A 16,542-nucleotide genomic window follows, 5' to 3' on the forward strand; every position below is an offset into this window, starting at 1 on the left:
CGCTAGCTGGTCCGGTTACGGACGGCTTCCGTGATCCGCTTGACTGCCTCTGCCACGGGCACGCCGTTGTCCTGGCTTCCGTCCCGGAAGCGGAACGACACTGCGCCTGCCTCGGCGTCATCCCCGCCGGCGATCAGCACGAACGGGATCTTGTCCTTACTGGCGGTGCGGATCTTCTTCGGGAACCGGTCCGAGGAGGTGTCCACCTCGGCACGGATGCCTGCGGCCTTAAGCTGGTCGACGACGTCGAACATGTACTCGTTGAACGTTTCCGCCACCGGGATGCCCACCACCTGCACCGGGGCAAGCCAGGCGGGGAAGGCGCCGGCGTAATGCTCGGTGAGCACTCCCATGAACCGCTCAATCGATCCGAACAGTGCGCGGTGGATCATGACGGGGCGCTGGCGGGTGCCGTCTGCCGCCTGGAACTCCAGTTCGAACCGTTCCGGCAGGTTGAAGTCCAGCTGGATGGTGGACATCTGCCAGGTCCGGCCCAGGGCGTCCTTCGCCTGCACGGAAATCTTGGGGCCGTAGAACGCGGCCCCGCCCGGATCAGCGACAAGTTCCAGGCCCGATTCCTCGGCCACTTCGGCCAGGGTCCGGGTAGCTTCGTCCCAGGCGGCGTCGTCGCCGACGAACTTCTCGGGATCCTTGGTGGAGAGCTCCAGGTAGAAGTCGTTCAGGCCGTAGTCCTTGAGCAGGTCCAGCACGAACGTCAGGGTCTTGGTGAGCTCATCCTTCATCTGCTCGCGGGTGCAGTAGATGTGGGCGTCGTCCTGTGTCATGCCGCGGACCCGGGTCAGGCCGTGCACCACGCCGGACTTCTCGTACCGGTACACCGACCCGAATTCGAACAGCCGCAGGGGCAGCTCACGGTAGGAGCGTCCGCGGGCCCGGAAGACCAGGTTGTGCATGGGGCAGTTCATCGGCTTGAGGTAGTAATCCTGGCCGGGCTTGCGGACTGTGCCGTCTTCATTGAGTTCGGCGTCCACGTGCATGGCCGGGAACATGCCGTCCTTGTACCAGTCCAGGTGGCCCGAGACCTCGTACAGGTGGCCCTTGGTGATGTGCGGCGTGTACACGAACTCATAGCCGGCCTCAACATGGCGCTGCCGGGAGTAGTCCTCCATCTCCTTGCGGATGATGCCGCCCTTGGGGTGGAAGACGGGAAGGCCCGAGCCGAGTTCGTCCGGGAAGGAGAACAGGTCCAGCTCAGAGCCAAGCTTGCGGTGGTCGCGGCGTTCGGCCTCGGCGATGCGCTCCTGGTAGGCCTTGAGGGCATCCTTGGTAGGCCACGCAGTGCCGTAGATCCGCTGCAGCTGCTGGTTCTTCTGGTTACCCAGCCAGTAGGCGGAGGACGAACGGGTGAGGGCGAAGGCATTGGAGATCAGCTTTGTGTTGGGCAGGTGCGGCCCACGGCAAAGGTCGCACCAGACGGTGGTCCCGTCCTTGCGCTCCACGTTGTCGTAGATGGTGATGTCGCCGGCACCGACCTCGACGTTGACGCCTTCGCCGGCCTCTGCGGCTTCGTTCTTCTTGCCCAGGAGTTCAAGCTTGTAAGGCTCGTCCTTCATGGCTTCGCGGGCCTCGTCCTCATTGACCACACGGCGGACGAACTTCTGGTTCTGGTTGATGATCTTCTGCATCATCTTTTCGAGGGTCTTGAGGTCCTCGGGAGTGAACGGTTCGGCAACATCGAAGTCGAAGTAGAAGCCGTCGGTGATGTACGGGCCGATGCCCAGTTTGGCGTCCGGGCGCAGCTGCTGGACGGCCTGCGCCATGACGTGGGCGGTGGAGTGGCGGAGGACGTTCAGCCCGTCCGGGGACTCGATGGTGACGCCCTCGACGTCGGCGCCTTCAGGCAGTTCCTGGTCCAGGTCCTTAAGCTCGCCGTTGACGCGGGCAACAACAACATCACGGCGCTCAAAGAAGAGTTCCGCACCGGTTGTCCCGGTAGTCACCTTGGTCTCTTCGCCATCGACGAGAAGGGTGATCTGCTGGGCATCTGACACGGGTGTCTCCTATTCAAAGTTAAGGCTTCATAGCTTGTGGCATACGGGGACCACAGCCAGCCATCGTCAATGCTATCGGTTCAGCTCAGGCCCGACCAACGCGGCGCACCCGAGGATCAGCCGCCGAATCCCGTGATGGCGAGGGTCCGGGTGATTCCGTCCAGGGGGTGCCGGGCCTCCGGTTCCTGCGCCTGGGACTCCTGGAACGGCAAGGTTTCGGCGCGGCTCAGGTCCCAGGCCATGCTCGCGCTCAGGCTGATTCCCCGCGGGCCGGTCCGCCTGGTGGTGCCACGGATCAGGAGCAGCCGGGTTCCAAAGAGGAGCATTCCTGCCTTTTCCTGGGCTTCATGGAAGAAGACCGAATCGATGCAGCCGGTGCCGTCGTCGATGCTGATGAAAACTACCCGCCGGCCGCCCCGCATGGGCGGCGTCTGGGTTGCCACGCGAACCCCGGCCACCAATACTTCCGTCCCGTTCCGCAGGCCGAGGAGCTTGTCCGCCGTGGTGACTCCCAGCCTGTTGAGCATCGGCCGGTGGCTGTCCATCAGGTGGCTGCTGACATCAACAGCCATCAGGTCGAGTTCGGCCCGCACAGTTTCCACCAGGGTAGGCGCCGGCAGCCCGGGCTTGACGTTGCGCAGTTCAACATCCCCCAAAGGCAGGGAGAGCTGACCCTCGATAACCTCCACACCTTTCCGTCCGCTGCCGGCACCTTGGAGTTTTTGCAGGTGTTGGACAAGGTCCGCACGGTTTGCGTTGCCGCCTGCCTCCCGGTGAAGGGAATCAAAAGCGCCCAGCTGGGCCAGCCGCTTGATGCTGGGCTTGCTGACCCTGGACCGTGCCCTCAGGTCTGCGAGTGAGTCAAAGGGCTGACCGGCAACGATCCGCTTAAGTTCTGTTGCGGACAATCCGTAAATGCCGTTCAGGCTTAGCCTGATTCCCAGCTTTCCTGCATCCGGGCCTTGCTCTACCCGTTCCACCCGGTATTCTGCCTTGCTGCGGTTGATGTCCAACGGGAGGATCGGGATGCCCAGGCGCCGTGCTTCCGCTACCAGCAGCCTTTTGGGGTACATCCCGGGATCGTGCTCCCACAGCCCGGCAAGGAATGCTTCGGGATGGTGCGCCTTCAGCCAGGCCGACTGGTAGGTGGGGACTGCAAAGGCAGCACCATGCGCTTTGCAGAATCCGAAGCTTCCGAAGGCTTTCAAGGTCCCCCAGACGTTGTCCACCACAACGGGCGCGTAGCCCCTTTCCCGGGCCGCTTTGCGGAAGAACTCCTCCACGCCCAACTCAAGGACCTCGTTGCCCAGGGCACGGCGGAACTCGTCCGCACGTGCCAGTCCGCAGCCTGTCATGACGTCGAAGGTCTTCAGGATCTGTTCGTGGAAAACGGTGACGCCGTGGGTCTCCGCGAGCACCGGTTTCAGGTCCGGATGGGGGTACACCTCGGGGGCGAATCCGTGCCTGTGCTCAAGGAAGGGCCGGACCATGTCCGATTTCATGGGGCCGGGGCGGAACAGTGAAATATCGATGATGAGGTCGTTGAATTCCCGGGGCGCCATCTTGCCAATGAGCTCACGCTGCCCGGGCGATTCAATCTGGAAGCAGCCCAGGGTGTGGGTGCTCCTGATCAGTTCAAAGGTGGCTTCATCGTCCAGCGGGACGGCATTGAGGTCGATGCGCCCGTTGTCGGCAATGTAGTCGGGACCGGTCCCGTCCGGACCAGGTGAATGCTTTCCTGCTGCCACCACTTCTTCCTTGGAGGGGTGGATGCGGATGACTTCCCGCACGGCAAAAGCCATGGCGCTCTGCATCCGGACCCCAAGTACATCAAGCTTGAGCATTCCCATGGGATCCATGTCGTGCTTATCGAACTGGCTCATGGGGAGGCCAAGTCCGCTGGGCTGCACAGGAGTGCGGTCCAGCAGGGTTGCGTCGCCAAGGATCACGCCGCAGGGATGCATGGAAATATGCCGGGGCAGCCTGTCAAGGCGTTCCGTCAGGTCCACCAGCAGGTCAAGCTGCTGGTTTCCATCCAGGTCCCGCTGTTCCACCCGGCCGGCGAACTCCCGGAGCTCAGGTTTTTCCTGCAGCGCTTCACGGAAATTGCGGGCAGAAAAGCGCCACAACTGCTTGGCAATCTCCCCCACTTCGTCGCCGTCCATGCCCAGCGCCATGCCGGCGTCCCGCACTGCGCCCCTGGCCCGGTAGCCATTCTGCATGCTCATCAGGGTGACCCGCTCAGCACCAAAGCGCTCAAAAATCCGGTGGTAGACGTTGTGCCGCTCCGCGCTTTCAACGTCTATGTCAATATCCGGAAGGGTTGCCCGGTCCTGCGACAGGAAGCGTTCGAAAATGAGGTCATGCTGCAGGGGGTTCACCTGGCTGACGTCGATCAGGTAATTGACCAGGCTTGAGGCGCCGGATCCACGGGCTGCTGCCCGCACTCCCATTTCCTGGATCATGCGGGAGACCTCGGCAACTGTCAGGAAATAGGAGGAGAAGCCGAGGTTGCGGATGATGCCCAGTTCGTGATCGAGCCGGGAGCGCATCCTTTGTCCGGCAGTGCCGGTAATTCCCGGGAAGCGCCTGGTGATTCCAGCCTGGCACCGCTGGACCAGTTCAAGGTGCGGATCCTGGCTGATCCCGATGACTGAAGCTTCCGGCACTACGGGCTGCTTCCACCCCATGTCCGTGACCGGATCAATCCTGCAGAGGTCCGCCAGCGCCTCGGTCTGCGCCATCAGCTGCTTGAGGTCCGCTGCACCATAGCCTGCCGCAGAAATGATCTCCTTGCCCAGGCGGAGCATCTCCGCGGAGGATTTAAGCCAGCCTTGGCCTGTTGGCTGCAGCAGGGGCTCTTCCGCGAGTTGCGGCAGGGATTTCAGGGTGCGGGCTGAGTCGAGCACATCTGCGGTGGGCGCTCCGTCTGCAGCGCAGTACCTTACGGCGTTTGTCAGGATTGCAGGAACATGATGCTCTTCTGCCAGCTTGAGCATGCGGACAGCATGGGCGGTACTCAAGGGCTTTCCGGGTGCGCTGAGCTGGGAAACTATCTCGGCAACCAAAGTGCCTGCGGGCATGGCGTCCAACCATTGCTTGAAGAGGGTGCGCGGACGAAGGTAGCGCCGCCCGCCCATGGCGCGGCCGACGTCGGAATCAGGCCCGACCAGGACAGTCAGCACCGGTTTCAGGGTTTGGGGATCGAGGGTTCGGGAGGCAAGTTCGGCCCTGGTCACGGCGGCTGGAACTGTTCCCCCGGATTTCCCGGAGGTGCGGGCATGGGCATCTGATATCAGCCTGCAGAGCGCGCGGTAGCCCGCCCCGTTGTTGTTGCCCCGGGCCAGCACCACCACCCTGCCGGCAAGCTGGGTGCGGTGATCGCCGTCGTCGTCAAATACCGCAAGGTCAACACCCACAATGGGATCGATACCCGCTCCCATGCATGCCTTGAGGTGTTTGATGGTTCCGTACATGCCGTCACGGTCAGTGCAGGCAAGGGCCGTTGCACCGTCAGCGGCGGCGGCCTGCGCCAGTTCCTCTGGCCAGGAGACGCCGTAGTGCGCACTGAAGGCAGTGGAGACGTGAAGATGGGTGAAGCTCATGCTGTCCTGGGCCGGAGTGCGTCATGGATGCGCAGCAGCCGCCAGCGGCCGCTTTGGATATGCCTGGTGAGGTCAAGCGTCAGGGTTTCTTCCGGCCCCTGGACTCCACGGACAGGGTGGTCAGGCCGCACCTGGACCCGCCAGATTTCGTGGTCCACCAGTCCGCGGCCGCTGCCAAGCGGAGCGCGGCTTTCTTCCGCCCACCATTGCCGGCGTTCGTACCAGCGCACCGGTTCAGCACAAACAGCATAGGAACGTCCTGCCCACAGCAGGCGCTGCGGTTCGCCGTCGGCGGTGCACTCGACGTCCACGGATTGGCTGAACATGCCCATGGCGCCTCCCGGATCTCATCTGGCTTATTCGAATACTTGTTCGAATAAGCCCAGTCTACCCCTGCCCTGAACGTGCGCAAAGAAGGTTCAGAGGAAGGACTAAGGAGAATGGCGCGCAAGGGTGGACGGACCGATCGACAGGGAGCAGGATGGTGCCATGAGCACCCAAGACGCACTTCTTAAGCAGGCAAGCATCTCAACCCAGGACTCCACCGTGGTGGCCACGTTCAATATAGACGGCACCATCCCGGCGTCCGGTGCTTACGTGGTAGGTCTGGTAGGGGCTACTCCGGACTATTCAACACAACGGCGGCTATGCATTGAGTTCATGAACGGGGAGGCGATTGCCTTTTATTCATTCAACCGTGAACAGGGAGTCGAAGAAGACTACGACCTGTCCGGTGTGACCCACTCCGACAGCACCATTACGGGCAGCTTTCCCCTGGCGGCCTTGAACGGCCTTGGCAAGGGGCATGTCATGTCAGCCTTCAGCGAGGCCGAGGGCAGGGAATTCCAGCACGGCGTCCCCGTGGAGGAACACCTCTAAACAAGGGCTTGCGGGCAGTTCAGCTGTTCCCTTTGTGGACCCGCATTTCCAGTTCGATGAAGCCGGAGATCATTGCCCGGTACGTGGACTCCACAATGTCCGGGTCGATGTCTTTTTTCTCGGCTGCCGAGCGGACATGCTCAATGATCCGTTCCACGCGCCCGGGCGCACGGACCTCGGCGTCATCACCCTTGAGGGTTCCGGCAATCCGGATCAGCCGTTCCCGGCGGGCGATGAGGGTGACAATCTGCTCATCCACCTCGTCGACAGCAATGCGGACCGCAGCGAGCTGTTCCTTGTCGGCCAAAGCATCTCGATCATTTCCTTGAATTGTCGCCATCGTCTGACAGTATCGAAGCATGCAGCCCAGAGTCGACTTCATCTCACTAGGTGTCCGCAGCGTTTCCGCCTCCCGCGCGTTCTATGTGGACGGCCTTGGCTGGCCGGTCCACCGTGAACTTGAGGGTGATGTTGTGTTCATCCAGGTGAACCACGGTTTGGTGCTGTCCCTGTGGGACGTGCGCCAGATGCAGGCTGACGCCAGCGTCAGTCCGCCCGGTCCGGTTCCCTGCATCACGCTTAGCCACAACCTTCCGTCCACTGAGGACGTGGACCGGGTCATGGAGGAAGCGGCCGCGGCGGGGGCTGCCATCATCGCGGAGCCCATCACCCAGCCGTGGGGCGGGTACAGCGGATACTTCGCCGATCCGGACGGCTTCCGGTGGGAGGTTGCCTACAACCCCGCCTGGAGAGTGGACGACGACGGCGCGGTCACCGTATAGCGCTTGCCGCGGGTCCGCGACGGACTGCTAGAAGAGAGCCTCCACGGGCCGGATGAGTTCCGGCCCGTTGTTCCGGACGTTGCCGACTTCTTTTCCCACAGAGTCCACGCGCCAGTCCGCCGCCACGTCCTTGACCCCCGCCCGCACCAGGTCCACCAGGCCGGCGGCGTCGTCCGCGGCTGGGTCGAGCCACGCCCGCATCGTGGCTTTGTCCATCGGCAGCGGCACGCGGTCATGCAAGGCCGTCAGTTTTCCAAACACCGTTGACTCGCTGCCGGGCGGCGGGGTGTCAGTGGTCAGGATGGCCGTGGAGAGCATCCAGCCGCCCGGCTCCCCCGCCGGCCACGCGGGATCCTTCCACCACTCATAGAGCCCTGCGAAGACCAGGCCCTTACCCCCGTCCGGATGGACATAGTACGGCTGCTTCGACTTTCCCGGCCCCTGCTTCCATTCGTAGTATCCATCTGCCGGGACCGCGCAGCGGCGCGACCTGGCGGCCTTGCGGAACGCCGGCTTCTCAAGCACGGACTCACTGCGTGCGTTGATCATCCGCGAGCCGATGCCCGGGTCCTTGGCCCAGGACGGGACCAGCCCCCACCGGGCAACATGGAGCTGGCGCACCTGCCTGGCAGCCGGCCCGTCATCCACCAGGCGTTCAAGGACGATGGGAACGTCGTCCGTCGGGGCGACATTCCACGACGGAGGAATGGTCACCTCGTCCTCCAGTTCGGCGTCGAACTCGGCCAAGAGGTCCCCCACGGCACGGGCCATGACATAGCGTCCACACATGGCTCCAGCATGCCACCGGCGCCAGATGGTGTCATCCGAAGGACATATGAACGGCCCGCGGCCTCTGTTGGCCGGGAATAGGCACCGCCGCGTTACCGTTGTCAGGAACGAAACCATCAACGACACAGAGGAGAGCTCCGTGGACTTCACTCCCGACTCCGGCACCATCACCATGTTTTCCACTACCTGGTGCGGCTACTGCAACCGGCTGAAGAAGCAGCTGGATGCCCAGGGCATCGGCTACACCGAGATCAACATCGAGGAAGTGGAAGGCACTGCCGAACTCGTGGAGCAGCTTAACGGGGGCAACCGCACGGTACCCACCGTCCTCTTCCCGGACGGCACCGCGGCCACGAATCCGTCCGCAGCCGAGGTCAAGACCCGCCTCGCAGCCTAGGCGCTAACGCCATCGCGCGGGTCATGCCCCCAGGCTGCTGAAGGAAGCGGCCTTCAGGACGGCATGGCCCGCGTAGGCGGCAAGCAAGGCATTTTCCACCGCGGCAACGTCCACGCCAGGGACCAGGTCTTCGACCGCACCTGCCGTGGCGGGGTTCCAGTCCAGCCCCAGGGCGGCATAGCTGTCGGTCAGCACCTTGCGGATGGGCGCAGAGTTTTCCACCACAATGACGGAACTGAAGAGCCAGCCGCCGGCCACTACGCGTTGCGCCGTGCCCACCAGCTTCACCTGGTGGCCGCCGTCAGCCGGGTCGGTTCCGTGCACGCTGAACTCGCCGGGGCAGTATTCGCCCGGAATCTCGCCCACGGCCGCCTGAACGCCGACGCTGCGCAGTACCTCGGCAAACAGCTCCCCAAAGTAACCGAACCTGGTTTTGGAGCCTGCGATGGCGTCGGCGTCCGGTTGAAGGTGGTCCACCACCAGGGTCCCCTCGTGGTAGGCGGCCGCCCGCCCCCCTGCCCGGCGGACCAGGGGCTCGAAGCCGTTGGCCCTGCACGCCCGGGCAGCCGCCTCAAAGCCCGGCAACCGGGTGTCACGCTGGCCGAAGGCCACGGTGGGCGCAGGCCGGTAAAGCCGGAGTGTGGGGCCAATGTCCCCCTTCTTCACCCGTGCCAGGAGTTCCAGGCCGAGCTCCAGGTCACGGCCCGCGCCCAGCGACTTTTCCTGCCGCACAACGGTTAGTGTGCGGGGCCCCGGGCCGTCGTCGTACATGTTGCTATGCTCCCCTATGGTCATATTGCAGTTCCTGGTGGTCGCCGCCGCCTTCGCGGCGATTGACGCCGTCTGGCTCAAGCTGATGAATCCCTTTTACCGCAGCCACATCGGCGAGCTGCTGGCGGATAAACCACACCTAGGTTACGCCGTCGCCTTCTATGTCATTTACATCGCCGGGATTGTGTTTTTCGCCCTCCGGCCTGCCCTCGACGGCGGCAGCTGGCTCACTGCCCTGGGTTACGGCGCGGCATTGGGCGCCTTCGCCTACGCCACCTACGACCTCACCAATGCCGCCACCCTGAAGGTGTGGCCGCTGCAGCTGATCGTGGTGGACATGCTGTGGGGCGCCGTACTCACGGGGCTGTCCACGGTTGCCGGCTGGCTTGTATTCCAGGGACGCGCCTGACGCTGAGGCGGTCACGGACCGCGGCGGCCCGCCCACAGCCCGTGCAGCAGCGGGACCACGGACCCGGCCATGAGGACGCTGCCCAGGACAAGGTCGTCTGCCCGCACCACGGCGCCGGCAATGAGCAGGGCCGCAAAAACAAGGGCCGACGCCGACCGCCGGGCCCTGCGGTCCAGCCGGGCGAGCTGCCGCTCAATGCGGGGATTAGCCACCGCAAGCGACCCCTCCTCGAGGCGGCCGGCCAGTGCTTCCAGGCGTTTGGGCAGGCGCAGGGCGATCGCCGCGGCGTCGAGGGCCTGCTGGACCACGTCCTGTACGAGGTTGCCGCGCTCGTCCCGCAACAGCCGGGCCGCATACGGTTCCACCGAGTCCCACAGGTTGAAGCGTTCATCAAGCGAGCTGCAGACACCGGACGTCAGTGACATCGCCCGGATGATCAGCAGGAAGTTCTCCGGGAACTGGAACGGCAAAGAGCGGATAACGTCACCGAATTCCACGCCGAAATCGCGGAACTCCTTGGGATCCACTTCACGAAGCTCGGCAAACCCCATCCCGCCGAAGCGGGCGAAGAGGTGCGTCATGGCCCTTTCCAGCTCCATGATGTCCGCCGACGGCGCCAGCACGCCGACGTCGTTGATCGCCGCCACCAGCCCCTTGCCGTCACGCGCGGCGGCCGCAATCAGCAGCTTCCTCAGCCCGCTGCGCGTGGAGTCGGTGACCTCGCCCATCATGCCGAAGTCGATGAACGTCAGTTTCCACGGATGTCCCCCCGAGCCGGCGGGAACAGGAGTGACGAAGATGTTGCCCGGGTGCGGGTCCGCGTGGAAGAAGCCGGTGGTGAACAACTGGTCGAACATAACGGACGCGAACACCGGGGCCACTTCGGCCGGATCGATGCCGGCGGCGCGAAGGGCTCCGGCCTCCGTGATCTTGATGGCCGTGACATCTTCAAGGGTAAGGACGCGCCGGGTGGTCCGCTCCCACGCGACGCGGGGCACGCCGACCCTGTCATCAGCTGCAAACGCGGCCTCGAAGCGCTCGGCATTTGCCGCCTCATGCAGGTAGTCGATCTCCTCGAAACTCGTCTGCGCGAACTCCTCGACCAGCGCCGGGACATCCGCACGGCTGGAAACCAGGCGGATGCGGCTGAGCCACCCTCCCACCTTGCGCAGGGCCGCCAGGTCGACGTCGACAATCCCGTCGATGCCCGGACGCTGCACCTTCAGGACCACGTTGCTGAGCCCGGTGTCGGCGGCATCGGCGGGCAGGAGGCGGGCACGGTGCGCCTGGCCCAGCGAGGCGGCCGCGACCGGCATCTCCTCGACGAAGGCGAACACCTGCTCAAGCCGGGCGCCCAGTTCCTTCTCCGCAAGGGCGCGGATCGCGGGAAACGGAACCGGAGGGACTTCGTCCTGCAGCCCCTCAAGCTCCCTGGTGATCTCGGGCGGAAGGACGTCGAGCCTGGAGGACAGGAACTGCCCCACCTTGATCATCAGGCCGCCCAGTTCCACTGCCATCAGGTGGAAGTTCCGGGCGAAGCCCTGCATTCTCTTCGAACGTGTCCGCCCGGCGATGCGGGCAAGTCCGATCCGCGGGAGGAAGAGCTCAAACCACCACGTCACAGCCAGGTTCCACGCGGCAAAGCGAAGGATGCGGCGGTAGCGGGCGCGGGTGCCTCCGGCGCCGGGCACCCGGGCGGGGCGGTCCCGGCGGACGAACGCCACCCGCGTCAGTCCTGGGCGAGGATCGAATAGATCCGGCGCCGCGCCTCATCGAGCACTGCCACGGCCTGCCGCACCTGCTCCGGTGAACCCGTGCGGCCAACCTGGGCTGCAGCCTGGGCCAATTCCACACCGGCCTTGGGCAGGGCCGTAAACCCGCCGGCCTGGGAACCCGCTGATTCCCAGGGGGCCGCCGCGGCATGGTCGTTGGCCACTTCCTCACGGCCGGCCTCTGTCAGCGAATAGATCTTGCGGCTGTTGGACTCTTCCGCGCGGATGGTGCCCTCGTCCGCGAGCAGCTGCAGCGTGGGGTAGACCGAGCCGGCGCTTGGCTTCCAGCTGCCGTTGCTGCGCTCCTCGATTTCGCGGATGATCTGGTAGCCGTGCATGGGCCGCTCCGCCAGGAGGGCCAGCACGGCGGCGCGGACCTCGCCTTTGCCGGCGCGGGTTCCTGCGCGCTTTTCGAACCGGGAACGCAGTTCCTCGACGGCCTGCCACATGCCATCGATGTTGGTCCCGCCGAATCCGCCGGATTGATATGAACCACGCATGATGTTCTCCCTTGTGAATCCTGAACGATATACAACGATACTCAACGACACAGGCTCGGAGCTAGGGGCAGGGGAGATTTCATGAGCGCGCGGCTTCGGCCTCTGCGGCCGAAGCCGCGCGCAATGTCAGGTTCTGCGGATGGTGAGAATCTGCTCGGCACGCCCGAACGGACCCTGGAGGTCGTGCAGCACGGTGGATGTCAGGCCAATCCCGTCTCCGCCGAACGACACAGCATTGTCCAGGCCCAGCCATTCCCCCTCGGGGCGGCGGTACATGTGGATCTGGAGGTCCAGGTTGGGGAAGGCATAACTGTCCTTGCCCGGGGGGACCCGGGCCGCAATACCGTTGGCGGTGTCCACCAGCCCCATGAGCCGGGCAAGGTCGCCGCTGTCGCCACGGTCCGTCAAGGGGTGGTCTGTCCGGAGCCAGACCTTTCCGGCGCCCGGCCGGTGCCCTTCCGCCACCCTCATTTCAAGGGAGCGGATGTAGCCGCCCGGCCAGACGGATGCGCCATCGTACGGCTTGCAGTCCTCCGGTCCGGGAATCGGGCTGTCCTCGATGGCGGCCACTTCGGTGGTATCGCTGGTGACCAGCCGCCAGGCGGTGGCGCGAATGGCAGTCCGCCCGCCGGCCACCAGTTCCGCCTGGAGGAGTTCGATGGTCTTCCCCGGCCGGAGGGTGGTGGTTTCGATATGGAAGGCGCCGCCCGGGATGAGCCCCAGGATCTCGTAGCTGATCCGCGCCATCCGCATGTCCGCCCGCGGCTCATGCCGTTCCAGGCTGTCCGCCATCAGGCCTGACGCGGGCGCCATGTGCTGCTCGTGCACGTTCCAGGCGCCCTGGGCATGGATGGTGGAACGGAATCTTCCCCCGCCCAGGTCCAGGTAGTAGAAGCTTCCTGCGGCCAGTTCAGGCAAATCTGCGGTCAAAGCGCGCCCCTCCGGTGATACTCAGTGAATTGGCCTTAACTCTATCCGCCGTCCTCCCGGACGGGCAGCAGAGGCGGTCTGCCGAGGGAGACTTGGCCGGACGCGGCGAAATGTTGGAGCCGGACAGGATTGATCCGACTAGACTCGGAAACTGGTCCTGTCAGCAACCCTCGGAAGAGGTGTTCCATGCGTGTCATCAGCTACAACCTCCGCAAACACAAGGCGAGCGGTGAACTCCTCGCCCTGGCGCGGAACCATGACATTGATGCGCTCTGCCTCCAGGAGGTGGATTCCAGCGACCTCCCCGAGACGCTGGGGCCGCTGCACCTGGCGGATGCCACCAAGGGCAACCGGCTGGGGCTGGCCATCTATTACCGGATGAGCCGCTTCACTGCCCTGGACACCCAGTCCTTCGCGCTCAAGAAGTCAATGCATGACCGGGTCCTGGCCCCGGCCCATGAGCGGCTGATCGGCACCCGGGTGATGGACAACGAGACGCAGCACGAGCTGGTCATCGGCTCCTTCCACGCCGCGCCCCTCACGGCTTCGAACTCGCTGCGGCGGAAGCAGATCCACGCCGCCCATGCCGAGCTGCTCAGCATGGGCAAAGGCCTGATGACCCTGATGGTGGGCGACTTCAACTATCCGTTCTTCACGAAGAACCTGGACCTGCACATGAAGAACTCCGGCTATGCCTTGTCGCTCAGCAACAGGCGCACCTACACCCGGTACAAGGTATTCAAGGGCCACTTCGATTTTGCAACGTCACTGGGCCTCGACATCGAAAGCGTCGAAACGCTTCCACGCGGGAACTCGGACCACCTCCCGATCCTGGTCACCGCCGAATACGGTCCGGACTACTAGGCCCCCAGCCGTTCACGCAGGCCGGGCCACGATGCCCCGAAGCCCGGGTGCAGTTCGAGGCAGTCCACATCGGCCACCGGCACCCACCGCAGTTCGAGGCTTTCGGGATCACTGATCACGGGATCAAAGGGCTCCCTGACCAGCACCACCACCGTGGTGTACGACCAATAACCCACGTCAAAGAAGGACGTGAAGAGAAGGTCGACATTGCCGGCGGGTACGGCAGCTTCCTCGAAGGCTTCCCGGAGCGCGCCTGTGACGGGCTCCTCGCCATGATGGAGCGCCCCTCCGGGCAGGCCCCACGTCCCCCCGTTGTGGCTCCAGACAGCCCGGTGCTGCAGCAGCACGCCTTTGTCCGGATCGTACGCCAGCACTCCGGCTGCACCGAACCGCCCCCAGTAGCGGCCGCGGTCCCCTTCGACCCAGGCGTCGCCCGGGTCCCGGGGACCGGTGCGGACGGGCGGGGCTGAGGACGCAGTGGAAACCGAAAAGTGATCCATCGTTCCAGTCTGACAGGTGCCGTGGACGGGGTGCACCTGCCGTGCCGGATGTCAGTCAGGCCTGGTTCGCGTGGCCGCGTTCGACGGCGAAATCACCGCCGGGGTACATGATGGTTTCGTGTCCGTCATCAAAGCGGACGAGGTAGGGCGGCGTCCCGCCCTGGCCCCGCACCTCCAGGATCACCCCGTGCCGGTCTGTGGCCCCAACGGTCCTTCCATGGACGATGATGCGGTCGCCTTGCGTTGCCTCCATGGCAATCACCTCCCAGCCCAAGAGTACGACTGCCTACCCGGCGGGGAAAGGGCGAAGGAGAAAGTGCGGAGGGAAATGGAGTGCATGGCGGCGAGGTGGGGAAAGAGCCGCGCCATGGCAGGATTTTGACCATGCCGCTGCATCTTGTGCTGGTTGCCGATACCCATGTCCCGAAGCGCGCCCGGGCGCTCCCCGCACAGCTGTGGTCCGCCGTCGAAAGCGCCGACATGGTGTTGCACGCCGGCGACTGGGTTGAGGCGTCCCTCTTGGCGGAGTTTGAACAGCGGAGCCGCTCGCTGCTGGGCGTCTTCGGAAACAATGACGGGCCGCAGCTGCGCCGGCGGTTGCCGGAAGTTGCCACGGCCACGCTCGAGGGAGTCAACTTTGCGATGGTCCACGAAACCGGCCAGGCAAAGGGACGTGAGGCACGCTGCGAAGCGCTGTACCCGGAGGCGGACGTCCTGGTCTTCGGGCATAGCCACATCCCGTGGGACACCACCACCCCGCGCGGCCTGCGCCTGCTGAACCCGGGTTCACCCACCGACCGCCGCCGGCAGCCGGCCTGCACTTACATGACCGCCGTCGTGGACGCCGGCCGGCTGGCCGACGTCCGCCTGGTGGAGGTTTCCCGCGGCTGACGGGAGGCGGGAAGGGACGGGGTCGACAGGGGCCGCGTACTGCTTGCGCCGGAACAGTAGACGTGCTTGGCTTTTCAGTCCTGGTCCTGCTCCGCGAGCAGGGCGTCGGTGGCCTCGTCCGGCTGGCCGTCAAAGAACTGGGCAAGGACGGTCTTGAACACTGTTTCGCCGGGCGCGGCGCGGAGGAACAGGGTCATGGACGAGTGCAGCTTCCTGGCATCGATGCCGCCCAGGATTTCCTCGGCAGTGCGCCCGGCGTGGTTGGTGAGCGCCAGGGCGCACTCCAGGAGCCGCGGGCCCAGGACCTCGTGGTCCAGGTACGCCCGGGCTTCGGCCAGCGAAGTGATGGCGTATTTCCGCGAGGTAGGGCTTTGCCCAAGGCCGGCGAGCTGCGGAAAGATGAACCACATCCAGTGGCCGGCCTTGTTGCCGAGCTGAAGCTCAGCCAAGGCCTGCCCGAAGGTCCCGCCCTCGCCTGCGCCGCTGTCCTGGGCTGACACGAAGCGTTTCAGGTCATAGGGATCGTTCATAGCTGTCTCCTTTGTGGGGGGCCTCAGTGCCGGACTGCTGCCCAATGCAGGCCGCAGCCCTGCGCAGCCGCCCGTCCGGGTCCTGGCTCCACCTGGCAAGGACCACACCTGCGCGCTGCCGGTCGCATCCTGCCAGTCCAGCCAATAGCGGCAACACTACGTCGGACAGCAGGGGGTCCACCAACTCGGGGCTTTCCGCGGAACGAAGGAAGCCCTCGATCCGGGTCAGGTCGGAGTGCAGCAGGAGGCCGGCCCTTGACTGCAGGAGCACCACGGCGGCCAGGCGCCGCTCAAAAACCGGCCTGCTGCCAGGTTTCGGCTGGCCCCACAGCCCGGACGCCAGCTGGAGCACGGCATCGTGGTCCAGCTCCTTGAACTTCCGCAGGGCGTCCCGGACCGTTCCCCGGACGGCGCCCACCGAAGAGCCGTAGGAGGACAGCACCCCGCCCAGCCGGGACTCGACGTCGTCCGCCCGGTACCAGGCGCCTTCATTCTGCAGGGTGCGGTCGATGAACGCCGCGGCGGCCGCCACACAGTCGGTCCCGCCGTTCATCGGCCACGTCCCGCGGCTGCGTGCCGGATGCAGAACGGTGTCCACGGCCTGGCCTCCAGCCTTCCCTCCGCGATAGGTTCTCCACAAACCGCACAGATGCCGTACGTGCCGGCAGCGATCCGGGCCAGGGCGGCCTCCACCTGGTCAAGGCCGGCGGTGCTTTGCTGCAGCAGGGCAGCTGCCTGGGACAGCTCGAAGGCAATGGTGGAACCCTCGGGATCGTGTTCGTCGTCGACGTTCGAATCCTGGCGCGCAGAGTTTGCCGAGGCAATGTCGGCGCGGAGCGCCGGGAGCAGTGCCACCTTCCGCTTCCGCTCCTCCTCGAGGAGGACGCGGAATCTTTCGAAATCAGGCATGG

20 protein-coding genes are annotated in these 16,542 nt (G+C 64.9%); 6 read left to right on the plus strand and 14 right to left on the minus strand.

The features are described from left to right. Nucleotides 1–2: 2 nt before the first annotated feature. From thrS to ACQ3DC_RS11565, 3 genes are all read right to left on the minus strand, one after another. Complete coding sequence (gene thrS / locus ACQ3DC_RS11555) at nucleotides 3–2,012, minus strand: threonine--tRNA ligase (RefSeq protein ID WP_430752284.1); 2,010 nt, start codon at nucleotides 2,010–2,012, stop codon at nucleotides 3–5. A gap of 116 nt (nucleotides 2,013–2,128) precedes the next feature. Beyond that, nucleotides 2,129–5,617 (minus strand): DNA polymerase III subunit alpha, encoded by a 3,489-nt coding sequence (locus ACQ3DC_RS11560; RefSeq protein ID WP_430752285.1) that lies wholly within the window; start codon nucleotides 5,615–5,617, stop codon nucleotides 2,129–2,131. Next, on the minus strand, nucleotides 5,614–5,949 hold the full coding sequence (locus ACQ3DC_RS11565; protein ID WP_321213645.1) for a DUF6504 family protein: 336 nt from the start codon (nucleotides 5,947–5,949) through the stop codon (nucleotides 5,614–5,616). Before ACQ3DC_RS11565 ends, ACQ3DC_RS11560 begins: the two co-directional genes overlap by 4 nt. A gap of 157 nt (nucleotides 5,950–6,106) precedes the next feature. On the opposite strand from ACQ3DC_RS11565, the gene ACQ3DC_RS11570 reads away from it, so the two are divergent. Then, entirely contained in the window at nucleotides 6,107–6,496 is a 390-nt protein-coding gene (locus tag ACQ3DC_RS11570) for a hypothetical protein (protein WP_157242047.1), read from the plus strand. A 19-nt stretch (nucleotides 6,497–6,515) separates the two neighbouring features. On the opposite strand, the gene ACQ3DC_RS11575 is transcribed toward ACQ3DC_RS11570, so the two are convergent. Continuing rightward, a complete protein-coding gene (locus ACQ3DC_RS11575; RefSeq protein ID WP_157242046.1) occupies nucleotides 6,516–6,836 on the minus strand; it encodes a chorismate mutase in 321 nt (106 codons plus the stop codon). Nucleotides 6,837–6,855: 19 nt separating this feature from the next. Between ACQ3DC_RS11575 and ACQ3DC_RS11580 the strand changes: the two genes are divergently transcribed. Further along, nucleotides 6,856–7,278, plus strand: coding sequence for a VOC family protein (locus ACQ3DC_RS11580; RefSeq protein ID WP_430752286.1), 423 nt, complete (start codon nucleotides 6,856–6,858; stop codon nucleotides 7,276–7,278). A gap of 27 nt (nucleotides 7,279–7,305) precedes the next feature. On the opposite strand, the gene ACQ3DC_RS11585 is transcribed toward ACQ3DC_RS11580, so the two are convergent. After that, on the minus strand, nucleotides 7,306–8,067 hold the full coding sequence (locus ACQ3DC_RS11585; RefSeq protein ID WP_430752287.1) for an SOS response-associated peptidase: 762 nt from the start codon (nucleotides 8,065–8,067) through the stop codon (nucleotides 7,306–7,308). 139 nt (nucleotides 8,068–8,206) lie between these two features. Between ACQ3DC_RS11585 and ACQ3DC_RS11590 the strand changes: the two genes are divergently transcribed. After that, a complete protein-coding gene (locus ACQ3DC_RS11590) occupies nucleotides 8,207–8,464 on the plus strand; it encodes a mycoredoxin (protein ID WP_104998100.1) in 258 nt (85 codons plus the stop codon). A 21-nt stretch (nucleotides 8,465–8,485) separates the two neighbouring features. On the opposite strand, the gene ACQ3DC_RS11595 is transcribed toward ACQ3DC_RS11590, so the two are convergent. Further along, a complete protein-coding gene (locus tag ACQ3DC_RS11595) occupies nucleotides 8,486–9,259 on the minus strand; it encodes a lipoate--protein ligase family protein (RefSeq protein ID WP_409339679.1) in 774 nt (257 codons plus the stop codon). Between ACQ3DC_RS11595 and ACQ3DC_RS11600 the strand changes: the two genes are divergently transcribed. Then, the gene (locus ACQ3DC_RS11600) at nucleotides 9,252–9,644 is read left to right on the plus strand and encodes a DUF2177 family protein (RefSeq protein ID WP_157242043.1); all 393 of its coding nucleotides are present in this window, start codon (nucleotides 9,252–9,254) and stop codon (nucleotides 9,642–9,644) included. The genes ACQ3DC_RS11595 and ACQ3DC_RS11600 overlap by 8 nt on opposite strands. A gap of 11 nt (nucleotides 9,645–9,655) precedes the next feature. On the opposite strand, the gene ACQ3DC_RS11605 is transcribed toward ACQ3DC_RS11600, so the two are convergent. The 3 genes from ACQ3DC_RS11605 to ACQ3DC_RS11615 all read right to left on the minus strand — a co-directional run bounded on the left by ACQ3DC_RS11605 (nucleotide 9,656) and on the right by ACQ3DC_RS11615 (nucleotide 12,846). Beyond that, entirely contained in the window at nucleotides 9,656–11,368 is a 1,713-nt protein-coding gene (locus ACQ3DC_RS11605) for an ABC1 kinase family protein (RefSeq protein WP_430752288.1), read from the minus strand. Between the two features lie 5 nt (nucleotides 11,369–11,373). Beyond that, complete coding sequence (locus ACQ3DC_RS11610; protein ID WP_157242041.1) at nucleotides 11,374–11,916, minus strand: PadR family transcriptional regulator; 543 nt, start codon at nucleotides 11,914–11,916, stop codon at nucleotides 11,374–11,376. Nucleotides 11,917–12,042: 126 nt separating this feature from the next. Further along, nucleotides 12,043–12,846 carry a thioesterase family protein gene (locus ACQ3DC_RS11615; protein ID WP_430752289.1) on the minus strand — a complete coding sequence of 268 codons (804 nt, stop codon included), beginning with the start codon at nucleotides 12,844–12,846 and terminating at the stop codon, nucleotides 12,043–12,045. A 186-nt stretch (nucleotides 12,847–13,032) separates the two neighbouring features. On the opposite strand from ACQ3DC_RS11615, the gene ACQ3DC_RS11620 reads away from it, so the two are divergent. Continuing rightward, a complete protein-coding gene (locus tag ACQ3DC_RS11620; RefSeq protein WP_157242039.1) occupies nucleotides 13,033–13,710 on the plus strand; it encodes an endonuclease/exonuclease/phosphatase family protein in 678 nt (225 codons plus the stop codon). Here the strand turns inward: ACQ3DC_RS11620 and ACQ3DC_RS11625 are convergent. Continuing rightward, nucleotides 13,707–14,210, minus strand: a complete 504-nt coding sequence (locus ACQ3DC_RS11625; RefSeq protein WP_157242038.1) for an NUDIX domain-containing protein — start codon at nucleotides 14,208–14,210, stop codon at nucleotides 13,707–13,709. The genes ACQ3DC_RS11620 and ACQ3DC_RS11625 overlap by 4 nt on opposite strands. 55 nt (nucleotides 14,211–14,265) lie before the next feature. Continuing rightward, complete coding sequence (locus ACQ3DC_RS11630; protein ID WP_104999751.1) at nucleotides 14,266–14,463, minus strand: DUF1918 domain-containing protein; 198 nt, start codon at nucleotides 14,461–14,463, stop codon at nucleotides 14,266–14,268. 131 nt (nucleotides 14,464–14,594) lie between these two features. Between ACQ3DC_RS11630 and ACQ3DC_RS11635 the strand changes: the two genes are divergently transcribed. Beyond that, complete coding sequence (locus ACQ3DC_RS11635) at nucleotides 14,595–15,101, plus strand: metallophosphoesterase family protein (RefSeq protein WP_430752290.1); 507 nt, start codon at nucleotides 14,595–14,597, stop codon at nucleotides 15,099–15,101. 74 nt (nucleotides 15,102–15,175) lie between these two features. On the opposite strand, the gene ACQ3DC_RS11640 is transcribed toward ACQ3DC_RS11635, so the two are convergent. The 3 genes from ACQ3DC_RS11640 to ACQ3DC_RS11650 are packed head-to-tail and all read right to left on the minus strand — an operon-like array spanning nucleotide 15,176 to nucleotide 16,540. Continuing rightward, complete coding sequence (locus ACQ3DC_RS11640; protein ID WP_430752291.1) at nucleotides 15,176–15,631, minus strand: DUF1810 domain-containing protein; 456 nt, start codon at nucleotides 15,629–15,631, stop codon at nucleotides 15,176–15,178. Next, nucleotides 15,615–16,184 carry a DNA alkylation repair protein gene (locus tag ACQ3DC_RS11645; RefSeq protein WP_430752363.1) on the minus strand — a complete coding sequence of 190 codons (570 nt, stop codon included), beginning with the start codon at nucleotides 16,182–16,184 and terminating at the stop codon, nucleotides 15,615–15,617. Before ACQ3DC_RS11645 ends, ACQ3DC_RS11640 begins: the two co-directional genes overlap by 17 nt. Then, complete coding sequence (locus ACQ3DC_RS11650; RefSeq protein ID WP_430752292.1) at nucleotides 16,181–16,540, minus strand: TraR/DksA family transcriptional regulator; 360 nt, start codon at nucleotides 16,538–16,540, stop codon at nucleotides 16,181–16,183. Before ACQ3DC_RS11650 ends, ACQ3DC_RS11645 begins: the two co-directional genes overlap by 4 nt. Nucleotides 16,541–16,542: the final 2 nt, after the last annotated feature.

The organism is Paenarthrobacter sp. NEAU-H11 (assembly GCF_050573415.1).
In the GTDB taxonomy this organism is placed as follows: domain Bacteria; phylum Actinomycetota; class Actinomycetes; order Actinomycetales; family Micrococcaceae; genus Arthrobacter.